Origin of the sequence: Ilumatobacter sp. (assembly GCF_039969435.1) — a bacterium.
Classification (GTDB): domain Bacteria; phylum Actinomycetota; class Acidimicrobiia; order Acidimicrobiales; family Ilumatobacteraceae; genus Ilumatobacter_A.
The window spans coordinates 67,061-84,279 of sequence record NZ_JBDVNU010000007.1 but is presented as its reverse complement, the minus strand read 5'-3'; the positions used below and the strand labels follow the sequence as shown (position 1 = coordinate 84,279).

Annotated in this window: 16 protein-coding genes; 8 read left to right on the top strand and 8 right to left on the bottom strand. The window is 66.2% G+C overall.

The window, feature by feature from the left end:
- Positions 1-186: 186 nt before the first annotated feature.
- The 6 genes from pyrH (at position 187) to ispG (ending at position 7,027) form a co-directional block, all read left to right on the top strand.
- Entirely contained in the window at positions 187-930 is a 744-nt protein-coding gene (pyrH, locus tag ABJK40_RS03955; RefSeq protein ID WP_348477926.1) for a UMP kinase, read from the top strand.
- Between the two features lie 21 nt (positions 931-951).
- Positions 952-1,509 (top strand): ribosome recycling factor, encoded by a 558-nt coding sequence (gene frr / locus ABJK40_RS03950; protein ID WP_348477927.1) that lies wholly within the window; start codon positions 952-954, stop codon positions 1,507-1,509.
- Between the two features lie 27 nt (positions 1,510-1,536).
- Positions 1,537-3,111: a phosphatidate cytidylyltransferase gene (locus ABJK40_RS03945; RefSeq protein ID WP_348477928.1), complete on the top strand. Its 1,575-nt coding sequence runs from the start codon at positions 1,537-1,539 to the stop codon at positions 3,109-3,111.
- A 49-nt stretch (positions 3,112-3,160) separates the two neighbouring features.
- Positions 3,161-4,315: a 1-deoxy-D-xylulose-5-phosphate reductoisomerase gene (dxr, locus tag ABJK40_RS03940; RefSeq protein ID WP_348477929.1), complete on the top strand. Its 1,155-nt coding sequence runs from the start codon at positions 3,161-3,163 to the stop codon at positions 4,313-4,315.
- The gene (locus ABJK40_RS03935; protein WP_348477930.1) at positions 4,312-5,664 is read left to right on the top strand and encodes a M50 family metallopeptidase; all 1,353 of its coding nucleotides are present in this window, start codon (positions 4,312-4,314) and stop codon (positions 5,662-5,664) included. Before dxr ends, ABJK40_RS03935 begins: the two co-directional genes overlap by 4 nt.
- Positions 5,665-5,809: 145 nt before the next feature.
- The gene (ispG, locus tag ABJK40_RS03930; protein WP_348477931.1) at positions 5,810-7,027 is read left to right on the top strand and encodes a flavodoxin-dependent (E)-4-hydroxy-3-methylbut-2-enyl-diphosphate synthase; all 1,218 of its coding nucleotides are present in this window, start codon (positions 5,810-5,812) and stop codon (positions 7,025-7,027) included.
- Between the two features lie 57 nt (positions 7,028-7,084).
- Here ispG and manA read toward each other — a convergent pair whose 3' ends face one another.
- Genes manA through ABJK40_RS03915 form a run of 3 tightly spaced genes read right to left on the bottom strand, consistent with a single transcriptional unit; the run spans position 7,085 to position 9,817 of the window.
- Positions 7,085-8,050 (bottom strand): mannose-6-phosphate isomerase, class I, encoded by a 966-nt coding sequence (gene manA, locus ABJK40_RS03925; protein WP_348477932.1) that lies wholly within the window; start codon positions 8,048-8,050, stop codon positions 7,085-7,087.
- A 46-nt stretch (positions 8,051-8,096) separates the two neighbouring features.
- Positions 8,097-8,726 (bottom strand): MBL fold metallo-hydrolase, encoded by a 630-nt coding sequence (locus ABJK40_RS03920; protein WP_348477933.1) that lies wholly within the window; start codon positions 8,724-8,726, stop codon positions 8,097-8,099.
- Entirely contained in the window at positions 8,723-9,817 is a 1,095-nt protein-coding gene (locus tag ABJK40_RS03915; protein ID WP_348477934.1) for an S-(hydroxymethyl)mycothiol dehydrogenase, read from the bottom strand. Before ABJK40_RS03915 ends, ABJK40_RS03920 begins: the two co-directional genes overlap by 4 nt.
- Positions 9,818-10,015: 198 nt before the next feature.
- Between ABJK40_RS03915 and ABJK40_RS03910 the strand changes: the two genes are divergently transcribed.
- Positions 10,016-10,972 carry a hypothetical protein gene (locus ABJK40_RS03910; RefSeq protein WP_348477935.1) on the top strand — a complete coding sequence of 319 codons (957 nt, stop codon included), beginning with the start codon at positions 10,016-10,018 and terminating at the stop codon, positions 10,970-10,972.
- Positions 10,973-11,157: 185 nt separating this feature from the next.
- Here ABJK40_RS03910 and ABJK40_RS03905 read toward each other — a convergent pair whose 3' ends face one another.
- From ABJK40_RS03905 to ABJK40_RS03895, 3 genes are read right to left on the bottom strand one after another with little or no spacing between them, the layout of a single operon-like run.
- Positions 11,158-12,210: a hypothetical protein gene (locus ABJK40_RS03905; RefSeq protein ID WP_348510160.1), complete on the bottom strand. Its 1,053-nt coding sequence runs from the start codon at positions 12,208-12,210 to the stop codon at positions 11,158-11,160.
- 38 nt (positions 12,211-12,248) lie between these two features.
- On the bottom strand, positions 12,249-13,382 hold the full coding sequence (locus ABJK40_RS03900) for a glycosyltransferase (protein WP_348477937.1): 1,134 nt from the start codon (positions 13,380-13,382) through the stop codon (positions 12,249-12,251).
- Positions 13,383-13,412: 30 nt separating this feature from the next.
- Positions 13,413-14,240 carry a hypothetical protein gene (locus ABJK40_RS03895; protein WP_348510162.1) on the bottom strand — a complete coding sequence of 276 codons (828 nt, stop codon included), beginning with the start codon at positions 14,238-14,240 and terminating at the stop codon, positions 13,413-13,415.
- Here ABJK40_RS03895 and ABJK40_RS03890 point away from each other — a divergent pair.
- Positions 14,133-14,681: a glycosyltransferase gene (locus tag ABJK40_RS03890; protein ID WP_348510161.1), complete on the top strand. Its 549-nt coding sequence runs from the start codon at positions 14,133-14,135 to the stop codon at positions 14,679-14,681. The two genes, ABJK40_RS03895 and ABJK40_RS03890, sit on opposite strands and share 108 nt — an antisense overlap.
- On the opposite strand, the gene ABJK40_RS03885 is transcribed toward ABJK40_RS03890, so the two are convergent.
- Positions 14,659-15,375, bottom strand: coding sequence for a phosphotransferase (locus ABJK40_RS03885; RefSeq protein WP_348510159.1), 717 nt, complete (start codon positions 15,373-15,375; stop codon positions 14,659-14,661). The two genes, ABJK40_RS03890 and ABJK40_RS03885, sit on opposite strands and share 23 nt — an antisense overlap.
- A gap of 317 nt (positions 15,376-15,692) precedes the next feature.
- A complete protein-coding gene (locus tag ABJK40_RS03880; RefSeq protein WP_348477939.1) occupies positions 15,693-17,213 on the bottom strand; it encodes a lipopolysaccharide biosynthesis protein in 1,521 nt (506 codons plus the stop codon).
- Positions 17,214-17,219: the final 6 nt, after the last annotated feature.

Here is a 17,219-nt window from a genome sequence, read left to right as displayed (position 1 = left end):
GGGAGGGTGGGTGGTGCGGTGAGTCTGCGTCGGGGTGGGGGCGAGAGAGACTCACCGGTGGTGGGAGGGTGGGTGGTGCGGTGAGTCTGCGTCGGGGTGGGGGCGAGAGAGACTCACCGGATGGGGGTGGGCGCGGTGGGTGCCGGCCGATTGCGGGTCGGGGCACACGCGGTACGCTCGCTGCTCGTGCCATCTCCCGAGTCGCTTCCCCGCCCGTCGTTCAAGCGGATCCTCTTCAAGCCCTCGGGTGAGGCGTTGGCCGGCGGCTCGGGCAAGGGACTCGACGGTGACACCCTCGATGCGACGGCGACGGAGATCATCGACCTCCGGGCCAATCTCGGCGTGGATGTCGCGGTGGTCGTCGGCGGTGGCAACTTCTGGCGGGGCCGCGAAGGCTCGATGAAGGGGATGGACGCCACCCAGTCCGACCACATCGGCATGCTCGGAACGGTGATGAACGCACTCGCCCTCCAGGATGCGCTCGAACGTCAAGGTCAGGAGACCCGAGTCCAGTCGGCGATCGAGATGCCCCGGATCGCCGAGGGCTACATCCGTCGGCGTGCGGTGCGCCACCTCGAGAAGGGTCGGGTGGTGATCTTCGCAGCCGGCACCGGTAACCCGTTCTTCACGACCGACACCGCTGCCGCGCTGCGCGCAGCGGAGATCGAGGCCGATGTCGTCATCAAGGGCACCCACTCCGGGGTCGACGGGATCTACTCTGCGGACCCGCGCACCGACCCCACCGCCGTCAAGTACGACGAGGTGTCGTACATGGAGGTGATGACCAAGGACCTCAAGGTGATGGACACCACGGCCATCGCGTTCTGCCGGGAGAACGACATCCCGATCGTCGTGTTCGACATGTCCGTGGAGGGTTCCTTGCGCAGCATCGTCCAGGGTGGACCCGAGGGCACCCTGGTGCGGCGGTGACCAGGGACTAGCCTGCGATCTGTGATCGAAGACACCCTGCTCGAGACGATGGACAAGATGGAGAAGGCGGTGGAGCACACCCGTTCGCAGTTCTCCACCGTGCGCACGGGCCGCGCCACACCCGCCCTGGTCGACCGGCTCACGATCGACTACTTCGGAGCCCAGGTCCCGCTGCAGCAACTGGCGTCGATCTCCGTGCCCGAGGCTCGCCAACTGCTGATCAAGCCCCACGACCGGAGCACTCTCGAGGCGATCGAGAAGGCGATCCGCGAGAGCGACCTCGGCGTCAACCCCAACAACGACGGTATCGCGATCCGACTCTCGCTGCCGCAGTTGACCGAGGACCGTCGCAAGGAGTACGTCAAGGTCGCCAAGGCCATGGCAGAGGACGGCAAGATCACGCTGCGCAACCTGCGGCGCGACGCCCGCAAGTCGATGGAGGCCGAGGAGAAAGAGGGCGAGGTCTCCGAGGACGAGTTGGAGCGGGCGGAGAAGGAACTCGACAAGGTCACCACCGAGCACGTCGACCAGATCGACGCGGCGCTCGACAACAAGGAGCAGGAGCTGCTCGAGGTCTGACGACCGCCGATCGAGCGAGAGGAACCCATGAGTGACGACATCTGGCGCAACGACAGCACAGGGGATCAGAGCGAGGGCGGCCGACGGCCGGGCCGCTTCGAGTCCTCGATGGACGAGTTCGGTGACGACGAGTTCGGGGGACCGCTCTTCGGTGACGATTCCGGCGGTGTGATGAACCCCGACAGGTCCGCACCGCCAGGGGCGCCCGCCGAGCGCGAAGGGCTCAGTTTCGGTGACGATGCCACGGGCCCACTTCCGCACTGGACCGAGCCTGCGACGGGTGAGATGCCCAAGATCGATGCGGTCCAACAGGCCCCGGGCGAGAACGACGATCTCGATGTGTGGTCGACCTTCACGTCGGAGTCGCCGGTGTGGAAGGAGGGCGACAGCGTCGACCAGCCGTCGGGCACGCTCACCACTCCGGGCGCAACCGCACCCCGGGTCCCCGAGATCGCCGACCGACCGTCGGATCCGACCGGGGAGTTGAGCTGGGAGGACGATCCCGCCGAGTCCGACGTGGTCGAACCTCGGGTGATCGACGACGCATTCGCCGCCACGACCGTCACCGACGCGATCATCGCCGATCGTCCGCCGCGCGAACCGGGCCGGATCACGATCGGGACGGATCCCTCCGGGATGCCGCGCCGACCCGAACCGTCACGCCGCGGGGGAGCTCAGCAGCGGCCACCGTCGGCTGGGAACCCGGTCGCCGGTGGCGACAGTCGCAACCTCCCGGTGGCGATCGCCACCGGTGTGGGCCTGGCGGTCGTGTTCCTCGGGCTCACCATCTTCGTCGGACCGCTCGGAGCACTGCTGTTCGCCACCGTCGTGCTGGCGCTCGCCGGCATCGAGTACTTCGGCAAGGTCACGGAGAAGGGCTACCGCCCGGCGGTGGCACCCGGCGTCACGGCGATCGTCGTCGCCCCACTGGCGGGCTACTGGGTCGGAGAAGCGGGGGTCACGATGGTCGTGGCGTTCGCCTTCCTCGCCGGCGCACTCGGGTTCATCGGAGCGTCGTCGATCGAGTCGGGGCCGATGCCGAACATGGCCATCACCACGCTCGGCGTGGTGTGGATCGGCGTCCTGGGGGCCTACGTCGGCATGCTGCTCGACTACTCCAACCTCTCCTCGTCCCTGTACGCCGACGGCACGCCGTGGGGTACCGACACGCTGGTCCTCCTCGCCGTGGGCGTGGTCGCCAACGACGTCGGGGCCTATTTCCTCGGCTCGGCGTTCGGTCGTACGCCGCTGCGCGGCTGGATCAGCCCCGCCAAGTCGCTCGAAGGCGCTCTCGGTGGCACGATCCTCACGCTGTTGGTGATGGTCATCGTCGGGCTCCGCGACCTGAGCGACACCTGGAGTTCGATGAGCCACCTGCTGATGCTCGGCATGGTCATCTCGCTGCTCGCGCCGCTCGGCGACCTCACGGAGTCGATGTTCAAGCGGAACCTCGACGTGAAGGACTTCGGCACGATCGTCAAGGGCCACGGCGGTGTGCTCGACCGCTTCGACGGCTTCCTCTTCACCCTGCCCGGCGTGTACTACCTGTTCCTGGTCGTCACGCCGTGGACCGAGTTCGTCCCGGCCGTCGCCGGTACCTGAACGTGGCGTCCGCACTCGTGTCCGCCTGTGACGTGGACACGACTGTTCGATGACCACACGTGTGGCGATCGCCGGGTCGACCGGATCGATCGGCACGCAGACCGTCGAGGTCGTCGCGGCCGAGAACGAACGCGAGCCGGGTGCGTACGAGGTGACGGCGCTGAGTGCGGGCTCGTCGGTCGACGTCGTGGTGGCCCAGGTGGAGGCGTTGCGTCCTCGGTTGGTGGCGATGGCCGACGAAGCGGCACGACTCGAAGTGCAGCGGCGTTGTCCGGGCGTCGAGGTGGTCGCCGACTCGGCCGATCTCGTGGAGGTCGCCGACGTCGTGGTCAACGGTGTGGTGGGATTCGCCGGACTGACGGTCACCATCGAGACGCTGCGCGCCGGCAAACGGCTGGCGCTCGCGAACAAGGAGAGCCTGATCGCGGCCGGTCCGGTGGTGCAGCCGCTCCGGGCCACACCGGGCGCCGAACTCGTACCGGTCGACAGCGAGCACTGTGCGCTGCACCAATGTCTCCGCTCGTCGTACTCGCCCGATCGCGAGGTCAGCCGACTGCTGCTGACCGCCAGTGGGGGTCCGTTCCGCAACAGGACCGCCGACGAACTCGCGGAGGTGACGGTCGAGTCCGCGCTCGCTCATCCGACGTGGGCGATGGGCCCGAAGATCACGGTGGACTCCAGCACGTTGATGAACAAGGGCCTCGAAGTGATCGAGGCGCACGAGCTCTACGGCACTTCCTACGACCGGATCGACGTGGTCGTCCACCCGCAGTCCGTCGTCCACTCGATGGTCGAGTTCAGCGACGGTTCCACGATCGCTCAGTTGTCGATGCCCACGATGCACCTCCCGATCGGGTACGCACTCGGCTACCCGGACCGGATCGCCACGCCGTTCGGAACCATCGACTGGACCACCCTGTCGCGCCTCGACTTCGAACCACCTGATCGGACGACCTTCCGCTGCCTCGACCTCGCCTACCAGGCAGGACGCGCCGGCGGCACCGCTCCGGCCTGGCTGAGCGCTGCGAACGAGGTCGCCGTCGAAGCTTTTCTTTCCGGAAACGTCGCATGGAATGCCATTGCTGACGTCTGCGTTGACGTACTGGACCGCCATGATGGTGCAACCCCCACGTCCGTCGCCGACGTGATCGAAGCCGATCAAGTCGCCCGGAGAATTGCCGAAGAGATCGTCGAGAAGCGATGACAGATCAACTTTCACCAACCGACCGGGTCGAACCCCTCCCGCCACCCACGCCGTTGACGGCGCCGCCCGTCGCCGCGTCCCGGATGGACAGGATCCGCAGCGAGATCGTCGCCGGAGGCGCCGCCGAGGAGGTCGACGACGATGAACTCGCCGACGGGTGGCGCGGAAAGGTGGCGATGCTCGCCCTCGCCGGGTTGTTCGTGTGGCTGTACACGCTCAACGTGTGGTGGTTCGTCTTCGTCGTGGGCCTCGTCATCTCGATCTTCCTCCACGAGGCCGGGCACTTCCTCACCGCCAAGTGGACCGGCATGAAGGTCACTCAGTTCTTCATGTTCATGGGACCACGCCTCTGGAGCTTCCGCCGGGGCGAGACCGAGTACGGCGTACGACTCGTGCCGCTCGGCGCATTCGTCCGCATCGTCGGGATGCACAAGATGGACGCCGACGTCCCCGAGGCCGACGAAGAGCGCACGTACCGACAGAAGAGTTTCCCCCGACGCCTCCTCGTGATCTCGGGCGGCTCGCTGATGCACATGATCATCGCGATCTGCCTGCTGTTCGTCGTCTACGTCGGCCAGGGTGAACGATCGATCGCTCCCGAGGTGTTCATCAGCAACGCAGAGCAGGGTCTGCCTGCCGAGCAGGCGGGGCTGCGGGTGGACGATCAGGTCGTCTCGGTCGGCGGCATCGAGGTCTCGAGTTCGGTCGAACTCGGCGAAGCGGTCCGGTCCTTCGCACCCGGCGACGTCGTCGACATCGTGATCGTCCGTGACGGCACCGAGCAGACCGTTCCGGTGGGTCTCGCCGCTCGCACCGACGTCCCCGAGAACGACCCTGCGTTCGGTACCACCTACCTCGGAGTGGGTTCGGGGAGCCCGGTCGAATTCATCCAGCACAGCGTCCCCGCTGCGGCCCTCAACGCCGTCACCGACATCGTCCCCACGGCCTGGGAGTCGACGCAGGGTGTGTTCAAGGCGCTGAACCCGGTCAACCTGGTGACCCACGTCAACGGCTCCAACGACGACCTCGCCACTCGTCCGGTCACGCTGGTCGGAGTGACGGGACTCTCCGACGACGTCGGTGACTCCGAGGGGATCTTCGGCGTGCTGTGGCTGCTGGCCGTGCTGAACGTGTTCGTCGGTGTGTTCAACATGTTCCCGTTGCTCCCGCTCGACGGCGGCCACGCCCTGATCGCCGTCTACGAGCGGATCCGTGAAGGGATCCGAGGCGGCAAGCAGCGGTACTTCGCCGACGTCGAACGGCTCATGCCCTTCGCCATGGCGGTGGTCGTGTTCCTCTTCATGTTCATGTTCGCGGGCCTGTACCTCGACATCTCCGATCCTCTCTGACCCCACCGCCCGCCCTCGGCGCTCCAAGCCTCGCTGCGCTCGGCGTCGCTTTCAGACCCTGACGGACGTCGAGCGGGTGCTCGGGTGCGGGGGACCTTCTGCTGTGCGAGCGGCCACTCGGTTGGTGGGGTGGTTGACTGTTCTCATGGAAGTTGTTCCCGCTGCTGAACGCAAGGTCACGAACCAGATCACCGTCGGTGATGTGCCGGTGGGGGGCGATTCGCCGATCACGGTGCAGTCGATGACGATCACCAAGACCGCCGACGTCGAAGGCACCCTGCAGCAGATCTACGCGCTGGCGGCCGCCGGTGCCGACATCGTGCGCTGCACCTGCAACGAGATCGAGGCCGCCGAAGGGCTCGCCCAGATCGTGCCCCGGTCGCCGGTGCCGATCATCGCCGACATCCACCACCAGTACAAGATGGCGATGGCGGCGATGGAGGCCGGGGTCGACGGGCTGCGGCTGAATCCGGGCAACATCCGCAAGCCCGAGCACATCAAGGCAGTCGCGCGCGAAGCCAAGGATCGCAACCTGCCGATCCGGATCGGTGTCAACGCCGGGTCCCTCGACCCGAAGCTGTACGAGAAGTACGGTTCGGCCACGCCCGAGGCGATGGTCGAGTCGGCCCAGACCGAGATGCGGTACTTCGACGAGGTCGGCTTCGACCTGATCAAGATCTCGGTGAAGGCGTCGTCGGTGCCGCTGATGGTCGAGTCGTACCGGGCGCTGAGCGAGGTCACGAAGCATCCGCTGCACCTCGGGGTGACCGAGGCCGGTCCGCCCCCGGCAGGGCTGATCAAAGCCACCGCGGGCATCGCCACGCTGCTGATGGAGGGCATCGGTGACACGATCCGCTACTCGCTCACGGCCGACCCGGTGCAGGAGGCCAAGGCCGGACGTCAGCTGCTCGAGGCTCTCGGTCTGCGCGAACGCAAGAACGTCGACCTGATCGCATGCCCCTCGTGCGGCCGCGCCGAGGTCGACGTGATCAAGGTCGCCAACGAGGCCATGGAGGCCTTCGGCGAGCGTGAGTTGCCGTTGCAGGTCGCCGTGATGGGGTGTGTGGTGAACGGTCCTGGTGAAGCCCGCGACGCCGACATCGGCATCGCGGCGGGCAACAAGCGCGGTCACCTGTTCATCAAGGGTCAGAACGTCGCGGTCGTGCCCGAGGACGAGATGGTCGACCAACTCGTCGAATGGGCCGAGTTCATCAACGAGCACGGCATCGACGCCGCGTTGGAGCGCGCCGACTTGGACAAGGCGAAGCGCGAAGCCGACAAGGACCGGGCGAAACTGCTCGAGGAGCAGGGCGACGACGTCAACGCAGCGAACGAGAAGATCGTCGAGATCCGCAAGAAGTAGACGACCCGACGCCGCGCAGGGCGATCGTGACGAACGCCTGCGAGGTCGGTCCGGGGTTCAGGGGGTGGTCACGACGAACGTCGTGCTGTCGACGAACACCGAGGTGCCGGGGGACAGGTACAGCGTGGTGCCGTCGAGGCCGATCGCGAGTTCGTGACCGGTCGACCGATGCGACGCTCCCGGATCGAGGCGCACGAGGATCACGCCGGCCTCGGGGAGCGGGTATCGCCCGTCGGTGCCGGCCATGATCGGCCGTTCCAGCGGGGTGGGGTCGACGACGTCGAGGAGCAGATCGACGTCGACATGCTTCGAGGTGAATCCGCCGCGCACGACGTTGTCCGACGCAGCCATCAACTCGATGCCCGACCCACAGAGGTAGGCGTGGAGGTTGCCGGCGGTCAGGTGGAGCGCGTCTCCGGGCTGGAGGACCACGAGGTTGAGCAGCAAGCTGACCGCCACGCTCGCCTCACCCGGATACAGCTCCTCCAGCCGGTTCACCCAGACCGCCTCGGGCTCACTCCGGCCCGTACACGCTGCGATCGTGGACGCCGGGTCGATCGTCGAACGGTAGAGACCTCGCATCGCAGCACCCGATCCGTCGGAGGCGACGATGTCGGCGAGTTCGTCGGCACCGATGCCGCGCAGCAGCGCGACCGTCGCGGCCTCGGGGCGAACGCCGCACAGCGCCTCGAACTCGGTGAGCGCCACCAGGAGTTCGGGCTTGGCCTGGTCGTCGGCGAACTCCCCGGCGGCGAAGCCCGAACGGGCTTGCTCGGGGGTCGGGTGGGCCTGGAGGGACAGAGGTCGAGCGGCCGAGAGCACCTTGAGCAGGTAGGGGAGCGGCCCGCTCAGCGCGGAGAGCGGCGTCCCGTCGTCGAGCGTCGTCGGCCCGTTCGGATGCGTTCCGAGCCACAACTCGGCCCAGGGCTTGCCCCGACCGGCCAGTCCGAGCAGCTTCGGGATGAACTCCGTGTCGCCCCAGTCGTAGTGGTGGACCACTCCTTCGACGACCCGCGCCGGCATCAGCCCCGCCGCTTCGAACGCAGGTGTGTGCGTCGGATGAACCGGTTCATCCGAGGCCGAGTTCGGCGATGCGACCGACGACTCCCTGGCGTTCGGCGCCGATGGTGGTGCTGTCGCCGTGGCCGGTGTGGACGACGGTGTCGTCCGGGAGTTCGAGGAGGACGTCGCGAATGGTGGCGAGGATCGTCGGCTCGTCGGAGTACACGCGCCCTGTTGCTCCCGGACCCCCGCAGAACAACGTGTCGCCGCTCATCACTGCGCCGCTCGCGACGTCGTGGAAGCAACAGCAGCCAGGCGAATGGCCCGGGGTGTGGAGGATGCCGAGTTCGTGGCCCCCTGCTTTCACGGTGCGTCCCGGCTCGATCGGTCGGTCGAAGTCGTGGTCCGGATACACGACGTCCCACAGGAACCGGTCGAACTCGTGGAGCATGATCGGAGCGTCGACTGCGTCGCGCAACGCCACCGCAGCGTTGATGTGGTCGTTGTGACCGTGCGTGAGCACGATGGCCGCCACCCTCCGTCCGTTGACGGCGTCGACGATGGGCTGATGGTCGTGGGCCGCGTCGAAGATCAGGACCTCCTTGTCGTCGCCGACGAGCCAGATGTTGTTCTCGACCTCCCATTCGCCTCCGCCGAGGGCGAAGATGCCGTTGGTGGTGACCAGTTCGATGCTCACTGGCCGGACACCATGACGACGGACCGCAGCACTTCACCACGTTCCATCTTGTGGAACGCTTCCTCGACGTCGCCGAGACCGATCTTCTCCGACACGAAGCCGTCGAGGTCGAGGCGCCCCTGGAGGTAGAGGTCGATCAGCATCGGGAAGTCACGCTCGGGGAGGCAGTCGCCGTACCACGACGACTTGAGCGACCCCCCACGACCGAACACGTCGATGAACGGCAGTTCCAGCGTCATCTCGGGATTCGGCACGCCGACGAGCACGACCGTGCCGGCGAGGTCGCGGGCGTTGAAGCACTGCTTGTACACCTCGGGGTGGCCGATGGCATCGATGCAGACGTCGGCGCCGTTGCCGCCGGTGACCGAGCGGATGAACTCGACCGGGTCGCCGTTCTTCGAGTTGAAGGTGTGGGTGGCACCGAAGCCCGTGGCCCACTCGAGCTTGCGGTCGTCGATGTCGATGGCGATGATCGTGGACGCGCCGGCGAGTTGGGCGCCTGCGATCGCGGCGTCACCGACGCCGCCACAGCCGAACACGGCGACGCTCTGGCCGCGAGTGACGTTGCCCGTGTTCATCGCCGCGCCCAGGCCGGCCATGACGCCGCACCCGAGCAGTCCGGCGGCCTCGGCGGGAGCGGCAGGGTCGACCTTGGTGCACTGGCCCTCGTGGACGAGCGTCTTGTCGCAGAACGCTCCGATCCCGAGGGCGGGGGAGAGTTCGGTGCCGTCGGTGAGGGTCATCTTCTTGGACGCGTTGTGCGTGTCGAAGCAGTACTGGGGTTCGCCGCGCTTGCAGGCCCTGCACTCGCCGCACACCGCACGCCAGTTGAGGATGACGTAGTCGCCCACCTCGACGTGGGTGACCCGGTCACCGATCGACTCGACCTTGCCGGCGGCTTCGTGGCCGAGCAGGAACGGGAATTCGTCGTTGATGCCACCCTCGCGGTAGTGGAGGTCGGTGTGGCACACCCCGCAGGCGTCGATCGTGACCACGACGTCGTTGGGTCCGGGGTCGGGGATGACGATGGTCTCCATCGAGACCGGTTCACCCTTGGCTGTTGCGATGATGCCGCGTACTTCTTGACTCATGCGGGCCACCGTAATCGACACGTTGCGACCGGGCCCTTCTGACGAGGTCCAATCGGATGCATCCGACCGACGGGGGCTTTGTGTCCAGTTGGTTACATCCATCCGGGATGGATGTCACCACGGGATGGATGTCACCACCTCGTCCGCTTTTCCGCCGCTCATCGGGAACCGGTTGCCCTCTCCGTGCGTCCAACAGACATGGAATCAACTTTCCGACGTCGAACCTTCCTGGTCGCTGCCCTCGCAGCACCGGCTCTGGGCCTTCTGGCTGCATGCGGGAGCGACTCGACGGGCGACAGCGTGCAGAGTTCGAACACGACCGATTCTCCGCCCGGAACGAATGCCGGCCCGATCTCCGAATCGCCCGATGCTCCGCCCGAAACCGCACCGCCCACGCCACCGACGACCGAGCCGCCCGCCGACGCTGAGCAGCCCGCCCCGCCGATCCTCTCGTACACCACGCCCGGCGGATTCACGACCAGCCAGTTCGCCTTCCAGGATCCACCCATCGTCCTCGTCTCGGCCGATCGTACGCTGATCGGTCCGGGCGTCTCCACGGCGATCTTCCCCGGTCCGCTTCTGCCGGTGCACCAGGTGCAGACCGTGACCCCCGCCGGTGTCGATGCTCTGATCGCTGCGGCGGACGCAGCCGGGCTGCTCACCGATGCCGACTACTCGACCGACGCCGAGTTGGTCGTGGCGGACGCAGCGACGTCGGTCCTGACGATCACGGTGGACGGCACGACCTACCGGCACGAGGCGTATGCCCTGGGTATCGGTGGTGGCCCGGGCACCGAGCCGGCAGAGTCGACGCCGGAACGTCAGGCGCTGCTCGAATTCCTCACCACGATCCAAACCGACCCGTCATCGATCTTCGGTGACGACAACCTCGGCGGGGCGACAGTATACGAGCCGACGGCCTACCAGTTCATCGCGATGTCGATGGCGGGTGCCGACATCGTGGCCGACGCGACCGTCGTCGAATGGCCCTCCGACACGGGCATCGACCTGGCTTCGGCGACGGAGTGCGTGGAGCTCGACCGTGCCGTCATCGGCGACCTGTTCGAAGATGCGACGCAACTGACGTTCTTCGTGCAGGACGGTGAGAACTACGTGGTCACGCCCCGACCGGCCTATCCCGGGCGGAGCTGCTGACCCGAGGATCGCGATTGTATGACGTGCTGGTCTCCATCCAACTCGAGTTCGTGGGACCTCATGCCGGTCCGGGCTCAGACATGAAGCGCCGACATTGTCGATCTGCCCGTCCTGCGCTGAGGCCGACATTCGCTCTCATCCACTTGCGCGACGAGAGTGCGTCCATGAGGCACCACGGATTGGGATCACGTCACTGCAGCGTCGATCACTCGGAGACGGTCCCACGGAAGACCCGAGAGCGGGTCGTAGTCCCACCTGAACCCGATCATCTCGGCGACCGGCCCGATCTCACCGTTGCGTGCCTCGTCCTCGCGCTCGACGAACAGCGCGAGTTCCGACGCGCTCGAGTCGACGATGTAGCCGCCGTAGACCTGCAGGGCCTCGCCGACCATTCGCTCGGCGGTCGTGAGCGAAAGGGAGTCAAGATCTATCGAGGGATCGAGTTGGAGTCTGGAACCCATTTCGATGCAATCGTCAGATTCCGTGCGGCCGTCGGTCGTCCACGCGGGCGCACGCCAGGCTTGCGCACATGTCGCACTCGAAGCGATGGCGAGCGCATGAGGAATCGTTCCCGCTGCGAGTTCGTCGACCGTGATGACACCGCCGAGACGAGACACGCCCGAGCCCGAGCCCCCGTTCTCAGCGATCGCATCACCGTCGATGTCGTTGCTCGAACCCCACTGAGCGGTCCAAGAGCCATCGGCTTGCTCGGATGCACGCCACAGTTCGTGTGTCGTTCTCCCGATGGTGTCTACGATCACCAACGCACCGTCAGACCCGTCGTTCGGCGTTGCGCCGGCGGGCATCCTGATGGGGCTGAGCCGCTCAGGACCGCAGACACCACGGCCGGTGTCGGTACAGCTGATCTCGACGAGAGGTGTGTCAGGCCCAGCAACGTAGATCGGGATCCCGTAGTCGACGAGCATCGCCGATGCCGGATCGCCCGGCTGGTTCAGCCCTTCGATGATCTGCTTGCTGCGCAGATCGATCCGTGGATCGTCCGGGATGCGTTCCCGGAGGAAATCTGCCTTCGGGAACAGTTCGATCCGTCCCGAGCGATCGTCACGGCCGGTCTCGGTCGCAGGCGATTCGGCCACCTGCTCAGCCTGTTTGGTCGGCTTGAGCCCGGAGTCGATCTCGAGGCCGCTCTGTGTGTCGTTCCCGTCCGGCATGGCCGACCGGTCGATCACCGGCGAACATCCGGTGACCAGGAGGAGCGTCATTGCGACGACCGACACGATCAGACCGGAAGCGCTCGGTCTGGTCGGTCGAGAACTCATCCGGCATCCCGTGGCGAGGTCGCACGGTCGTAGATCTCCAGCAGGCGATCGACCTGGCCGCCCAGCGTGAAGAGGTGCGCGGCGCGTGCGCGTCCCGCTGCACCGTGCTCGTTGGCACTGTTCGGTTGTTCGAGGTAGGCCGCAATCGCCTCGACGAGTTGATCGGTTAGATCAGGGGTGACAAGGGTTCCGGTCGACCCATCGAGGACCAACTCGGGCACGCCACCTGTGTTGGACGCCACCACGGGCAGCTGCGATGCCATCGCCTCGATGATGACGGTCGGAAGGACATCCTGCAGGGTCGGATGGACGAATACATCGGCCGCCGGAAGGATCTCCATCACGTCAGTCCGCCGTCCGAGGAAGTGGACCCGTTCCGCGACACCCAACCTATCCGCAAGTCGCTCCAGTGCCGCTCGGTCAGGACCGTCACCGATCACCACGAGGTGTGCGTCGCCGAGAGCCGCCATCGCTTCCACCGCTCGTTGGATCCCCTTCGCCGGCCGAAGGACGGCGCAGCACATGATCACGCCGACAGTCGGCGCGAGCTCGAGCTGTTGTCGAGCAGCTCGCCGGTCTCGGGGTGAGGGAACAGGTGGAAGATCGATGCCGTTCGGGATGACCACCACGTTCTCGGGCCGGTGACCGCATGTTCTGATCAGGTGCTCACGCCCGGCGTTCGACACGGCGATGGTCCGGGCACCGAGATGTCTGAGGATCACGTGCTGCACTCGTGTTCGTGCGTCTGCGCGGCGTCCTGCATCGTCGCCGAAGACGTGTTGTGTGGACACAGCGGGGACGCCGAGGCGTCGGGCCAGGAGCGTTCCGACCACATCGGACGCTTCGAGCTGGGTGTGGATGATGCGCACCGGCCGACTTCGGAAGTAGCGGTCGAGTGCAACGAATCTGCGAGGATCGGCGATGCGGGCGAACCCGTGTGTCTCGACGGTGACTCCGCCCTCGCGGAGGATGGACGACAGTGATTTGTCGACGCGATCGGTGAGAACGTCGACGCGCACGGTGCGTCCGCGTGCGGCGATTGCGGGGGCCAGGCGCACGAGCATCTGTTCCGCCCCGCCGGATTCGAGCGAATCGATGACCAACGAGAGATCGGTCACCGCCTGCGTCACGAGGGTTACCGTAGTATGCAGCGGGTGCAGTCAGCCCGCAGCCGGAATGCTCCGTTCGATTCGAAGCTCGCTGCCCCACTGCGAGTCGCGGTGATCGAACCGGTCGGAGAGGGCGGATTGGCCCACTTCGCGGACCAGTATTGTGCTGCGCTCGCCGCTGCCGGACCCGAGGTCACACTCTTCACTTCGTCGAGATACGAATTCACGGGTGAGGAGCGTCCGTTCGCGGTCGACACCGGGATCGAGCTCTGGCCGGTTCATGAACGCCCGAGGTTGCACGCGGACCGTTCTCGTCAGTTCGTCGAGGTGTCGAGGCGGCGGCTCCGACGAGTGTTCCGTGCCGTCCGGTTGTCGCGAGCGTTGTGGAAGGCGGCGCAGAGCGCCGCACAGCTCTGTCCGGACGTGGTTCAGGTGACGAGATCGCAGCTCAACCCGGCCGGCCCGTTTGTCCGCCGGTCCCTCCGGCGTCGCGGCATCACGGTTGTGGAGCTCGTCCACGAGGTCAGTGACAGGGAACACCGCTTTTCGTCGTCGCTCTCGCTCGCGTTGACGCGTCTCGGAGACCGGATCGGTCGACTCGACGGCCACATCGCCCTGAGTCGGGTCGTCGCGGATCTGATGCTCGCTGATCGATCCATCGAGCCCGATCGCATCGCGATAGCGATCCACGGCACCGCCCCGATCGGCGAGCCAGACCAAGACGTTGTCGCTCGGCTCGCCGAGCACTTCGAACTCGACGGTCGCCTCTTGGTGCTCTTTTTCGGCGCAATCCGTCCGAGCAAGGGAATCCCGACACTGATCGACGCCGTTGCACTGTTGCCCCACGATCTCGACGTGCGAGTCGTCGTGGCCGGCCATCCCACCGCCAACGTTGATCCAGCGGCACTTGTCGCTCACGCGGAGCGACTCGGCATCACCGATCGCCTGCGGTTCGAATTCCGGTATCTGGAACAGGTGGAGGCCGCCTCGCTCCTGCGTTTGGCTTCGCTCGTCGTGCTGCCGTACCACTCCGCATCACAGAGCGGTGTTCTGCATCATGCCGCAGCGCAGGCGGTGCCAGTCCTCGCAACCCGTGTCGGATCGCTCGACAGCGAGGTTCGTGACGGCATCGACGGTCGACTCGTCCCTCCCCACGATCCTGTGGCACTCGCCTCCGTGCTCGACGAGATGGTCGTTGATCCGCAAGGGCTGGAGGCTATGGGAGAGGCGTTTCGCGACCATCTGATGGAGACAGCGAGCTGGGAGGCTGCGGGACGCACGGTGGCGGATGCAATGCTCAGGTGGGCGAGTCGGACCTGATCGACACGACCCGGTCGTACCAGCGTTCGAGCTCCGTCGAAAAGAGGCGGTCGGCCAATCGAACCCCGACTGCCCGTACCCGTCGACCCTGACCCATCGCCAGGTCGGTGCGGACGTCGGACCACTGATCGAGCATGATCGCCAGCTCGTCGAGCGCGAACAACCTCCGATCGTGGAGTCCGAAGCCCGCCATCAGAGCGCTGACGCGCCTTTCGACGCGCAGGCGGTTCGCGACGCCACCGGTCAGTGCCGCGCGCGACGTCCGAATACTCGTCGAGAGGTGCGCAACGTCGTGGATCGCAGGTGCGCGGACCAGCGCAGCGTCGACGAAAAGGGGGTCGAACGAACCGGTCATCAACACGTTGCCGAGGTGGAGGTCACCGTGGGTCGCCACGAGCGCGACGTCGAGGTCGTCCGGAACCAGTTCATCGAGTATCCCTGGCCACCATGTCGCCTTCATCGGACCGAGCCCGAAGTCGCCGAGTCTTGCTGCGTCGCCTCGGATCGCTGTGGTGATGTCGTCAGGGCTCATCACCACCGCTCCTTCGACGACGTCCGCATCGATCTCGTGCCACCGGCGACAGATCCGGCCGATTGCCACGAAGGCCCGGATGCGTTGGCGCTCGGGCACCCCCGACGACATGATCCGACGTTCCTCCACCCGCTCCATCACCAGCGCTCCGAACTCCTCCACGAGTCCATACGGTTTGGGCATCGGTATCTGGCGCGAACGCGCCAGGGTCAACGTCTCGAGTTCGAGCGAAAGGCGCTCGCGATGGTTGACTCCCTCAGCAGGTCGGACGTGGTGAGGTTCTCGAATCGACTTGACTGCGAGACGGATTCGTTCGCCAGAGCCACTCTCGACATCGACGGCGTAGATCACGCTCCACGGGCGTGCGGTCAGGAGAGTCGCAGACGTGACACGGGTACCGCCGTCGACCATTCCGGACGTGAGCACGCTCTCGCCGACTTCGTGCGGTGACGGCCAGCCACGAGGGATCGCGCGGTCGTTCATGTGCGCTGTGGACGAACGTTGCCGACGAGTCCGCGAACGAGCGTCCACATCGAACGGTCGGCGACGAATCCGACGGTGGCGGCGACCGTTCCGACGGCCACGATGATCGCAAGGCGCAACACCCCAGGTGACATCGCCGTGAGGAGCGGGACCGTCGTGATCGTGATGGCGGCGGCCGAGACCAGCGGTCCGCGCAGTGCGCCAGCAATGTCGCGGAACTGGAGCCCGACGATCCGGCGCGCGACCGTGAGATGTGTCAACGAGAAGATCGCTGTGGTGACCAAATGGACCCACGCCACGGCGACGACGCCCTCGCTGGAGGCGACGTAGAGCGCCACCAACTTCGGTACGACCATCGCCCCGATGATCCAGAGCGCGATCTCGGGCTTGTTGATCGCAAGGTAGAGATCGCCGACTGCGTAGCCGATCGACCCGATTCCGACCGAGACAGCGAGGATCGACATCGGGACGGCACTGGCCTCCCACTTCGATCCGAACAGCAGTCCAACGGTGTCCTGGGACACGATGGCGAGGCCGGCCCCGACCGTGAAACCGAACAGCGTGACAACGGTGAGGGCTTGGACGACGACTCGCCGGAGTTGGTCCTTCTCCATCGAGCGCGCCCGCGACAGGACCGGGAAAGCCACACTGCTGAAGACGTTCAAGACGTTCTCGATGAGCAGTTCGGGAAGTCGGAACGCAATCACGTAGAAACCGAGGAGCACGGCGCCGAGTTCGCGGCCGATGAAGATGTAGTCGGCGTCGGCGACGACTGCGGAGAGAAACTTCGTCAAGGTGACGAACGCACCGAACCTCATGAGCGACGCCAGCTCGATGCGCTGTATTCGGAGCCGGGGACGATACGGCACCACGATCCAGTACGCCACGGTTGCGATCGACGTACTGGCGAGGACTCCCCCGACCAGGGACCACGCCCCCGCGCCCGACACGGCGAGCGCAATCGAGACGGCCAGACGAACGATCGCCTGGACGAAACTGACCACGGTGCTCTGACGGAACATCAGGTCGCGCCGCATCAGTGCCTCGTGGATCTGGCCGAGCGATCTGAGCACTACCGACAGCGCCAGAATCTGCAGTATCTCGAAGTCGTCGGCGATACCGAGCGCCTCGGCGAGCCACGGCGACGACACGACAAGTCCACCTGTCGCGACGGTCGAGAGACACAGGTGAGTTGTGAACGCAGTGTCGACCCGACCGCCGTATCCCTCGGCCTGCTCCTGGACGATCGCCGCACCGAGACCGAGGTCGAGCACGACGTTGACGAAGCCGAGAACAACGAGCGCTGCTGCCACGGTGCCGAAGTCCTCCGGAACGAGGAGCCGGGCGAGGATGAGTGTCGTGACGAACACGACAGCGCGATTGCCGATCAATCCGAGGAACGCCCAGACGAACGACGTGACTGCCGCTCCCTTCAGGCCGCCGGTGGCGTCCCCGCTCGGTGCGTCCTGTGGAGAGACGTGCTGAGCGTCGGCCTGGTGCAGGCCGTGGTCGTTCATGACGGA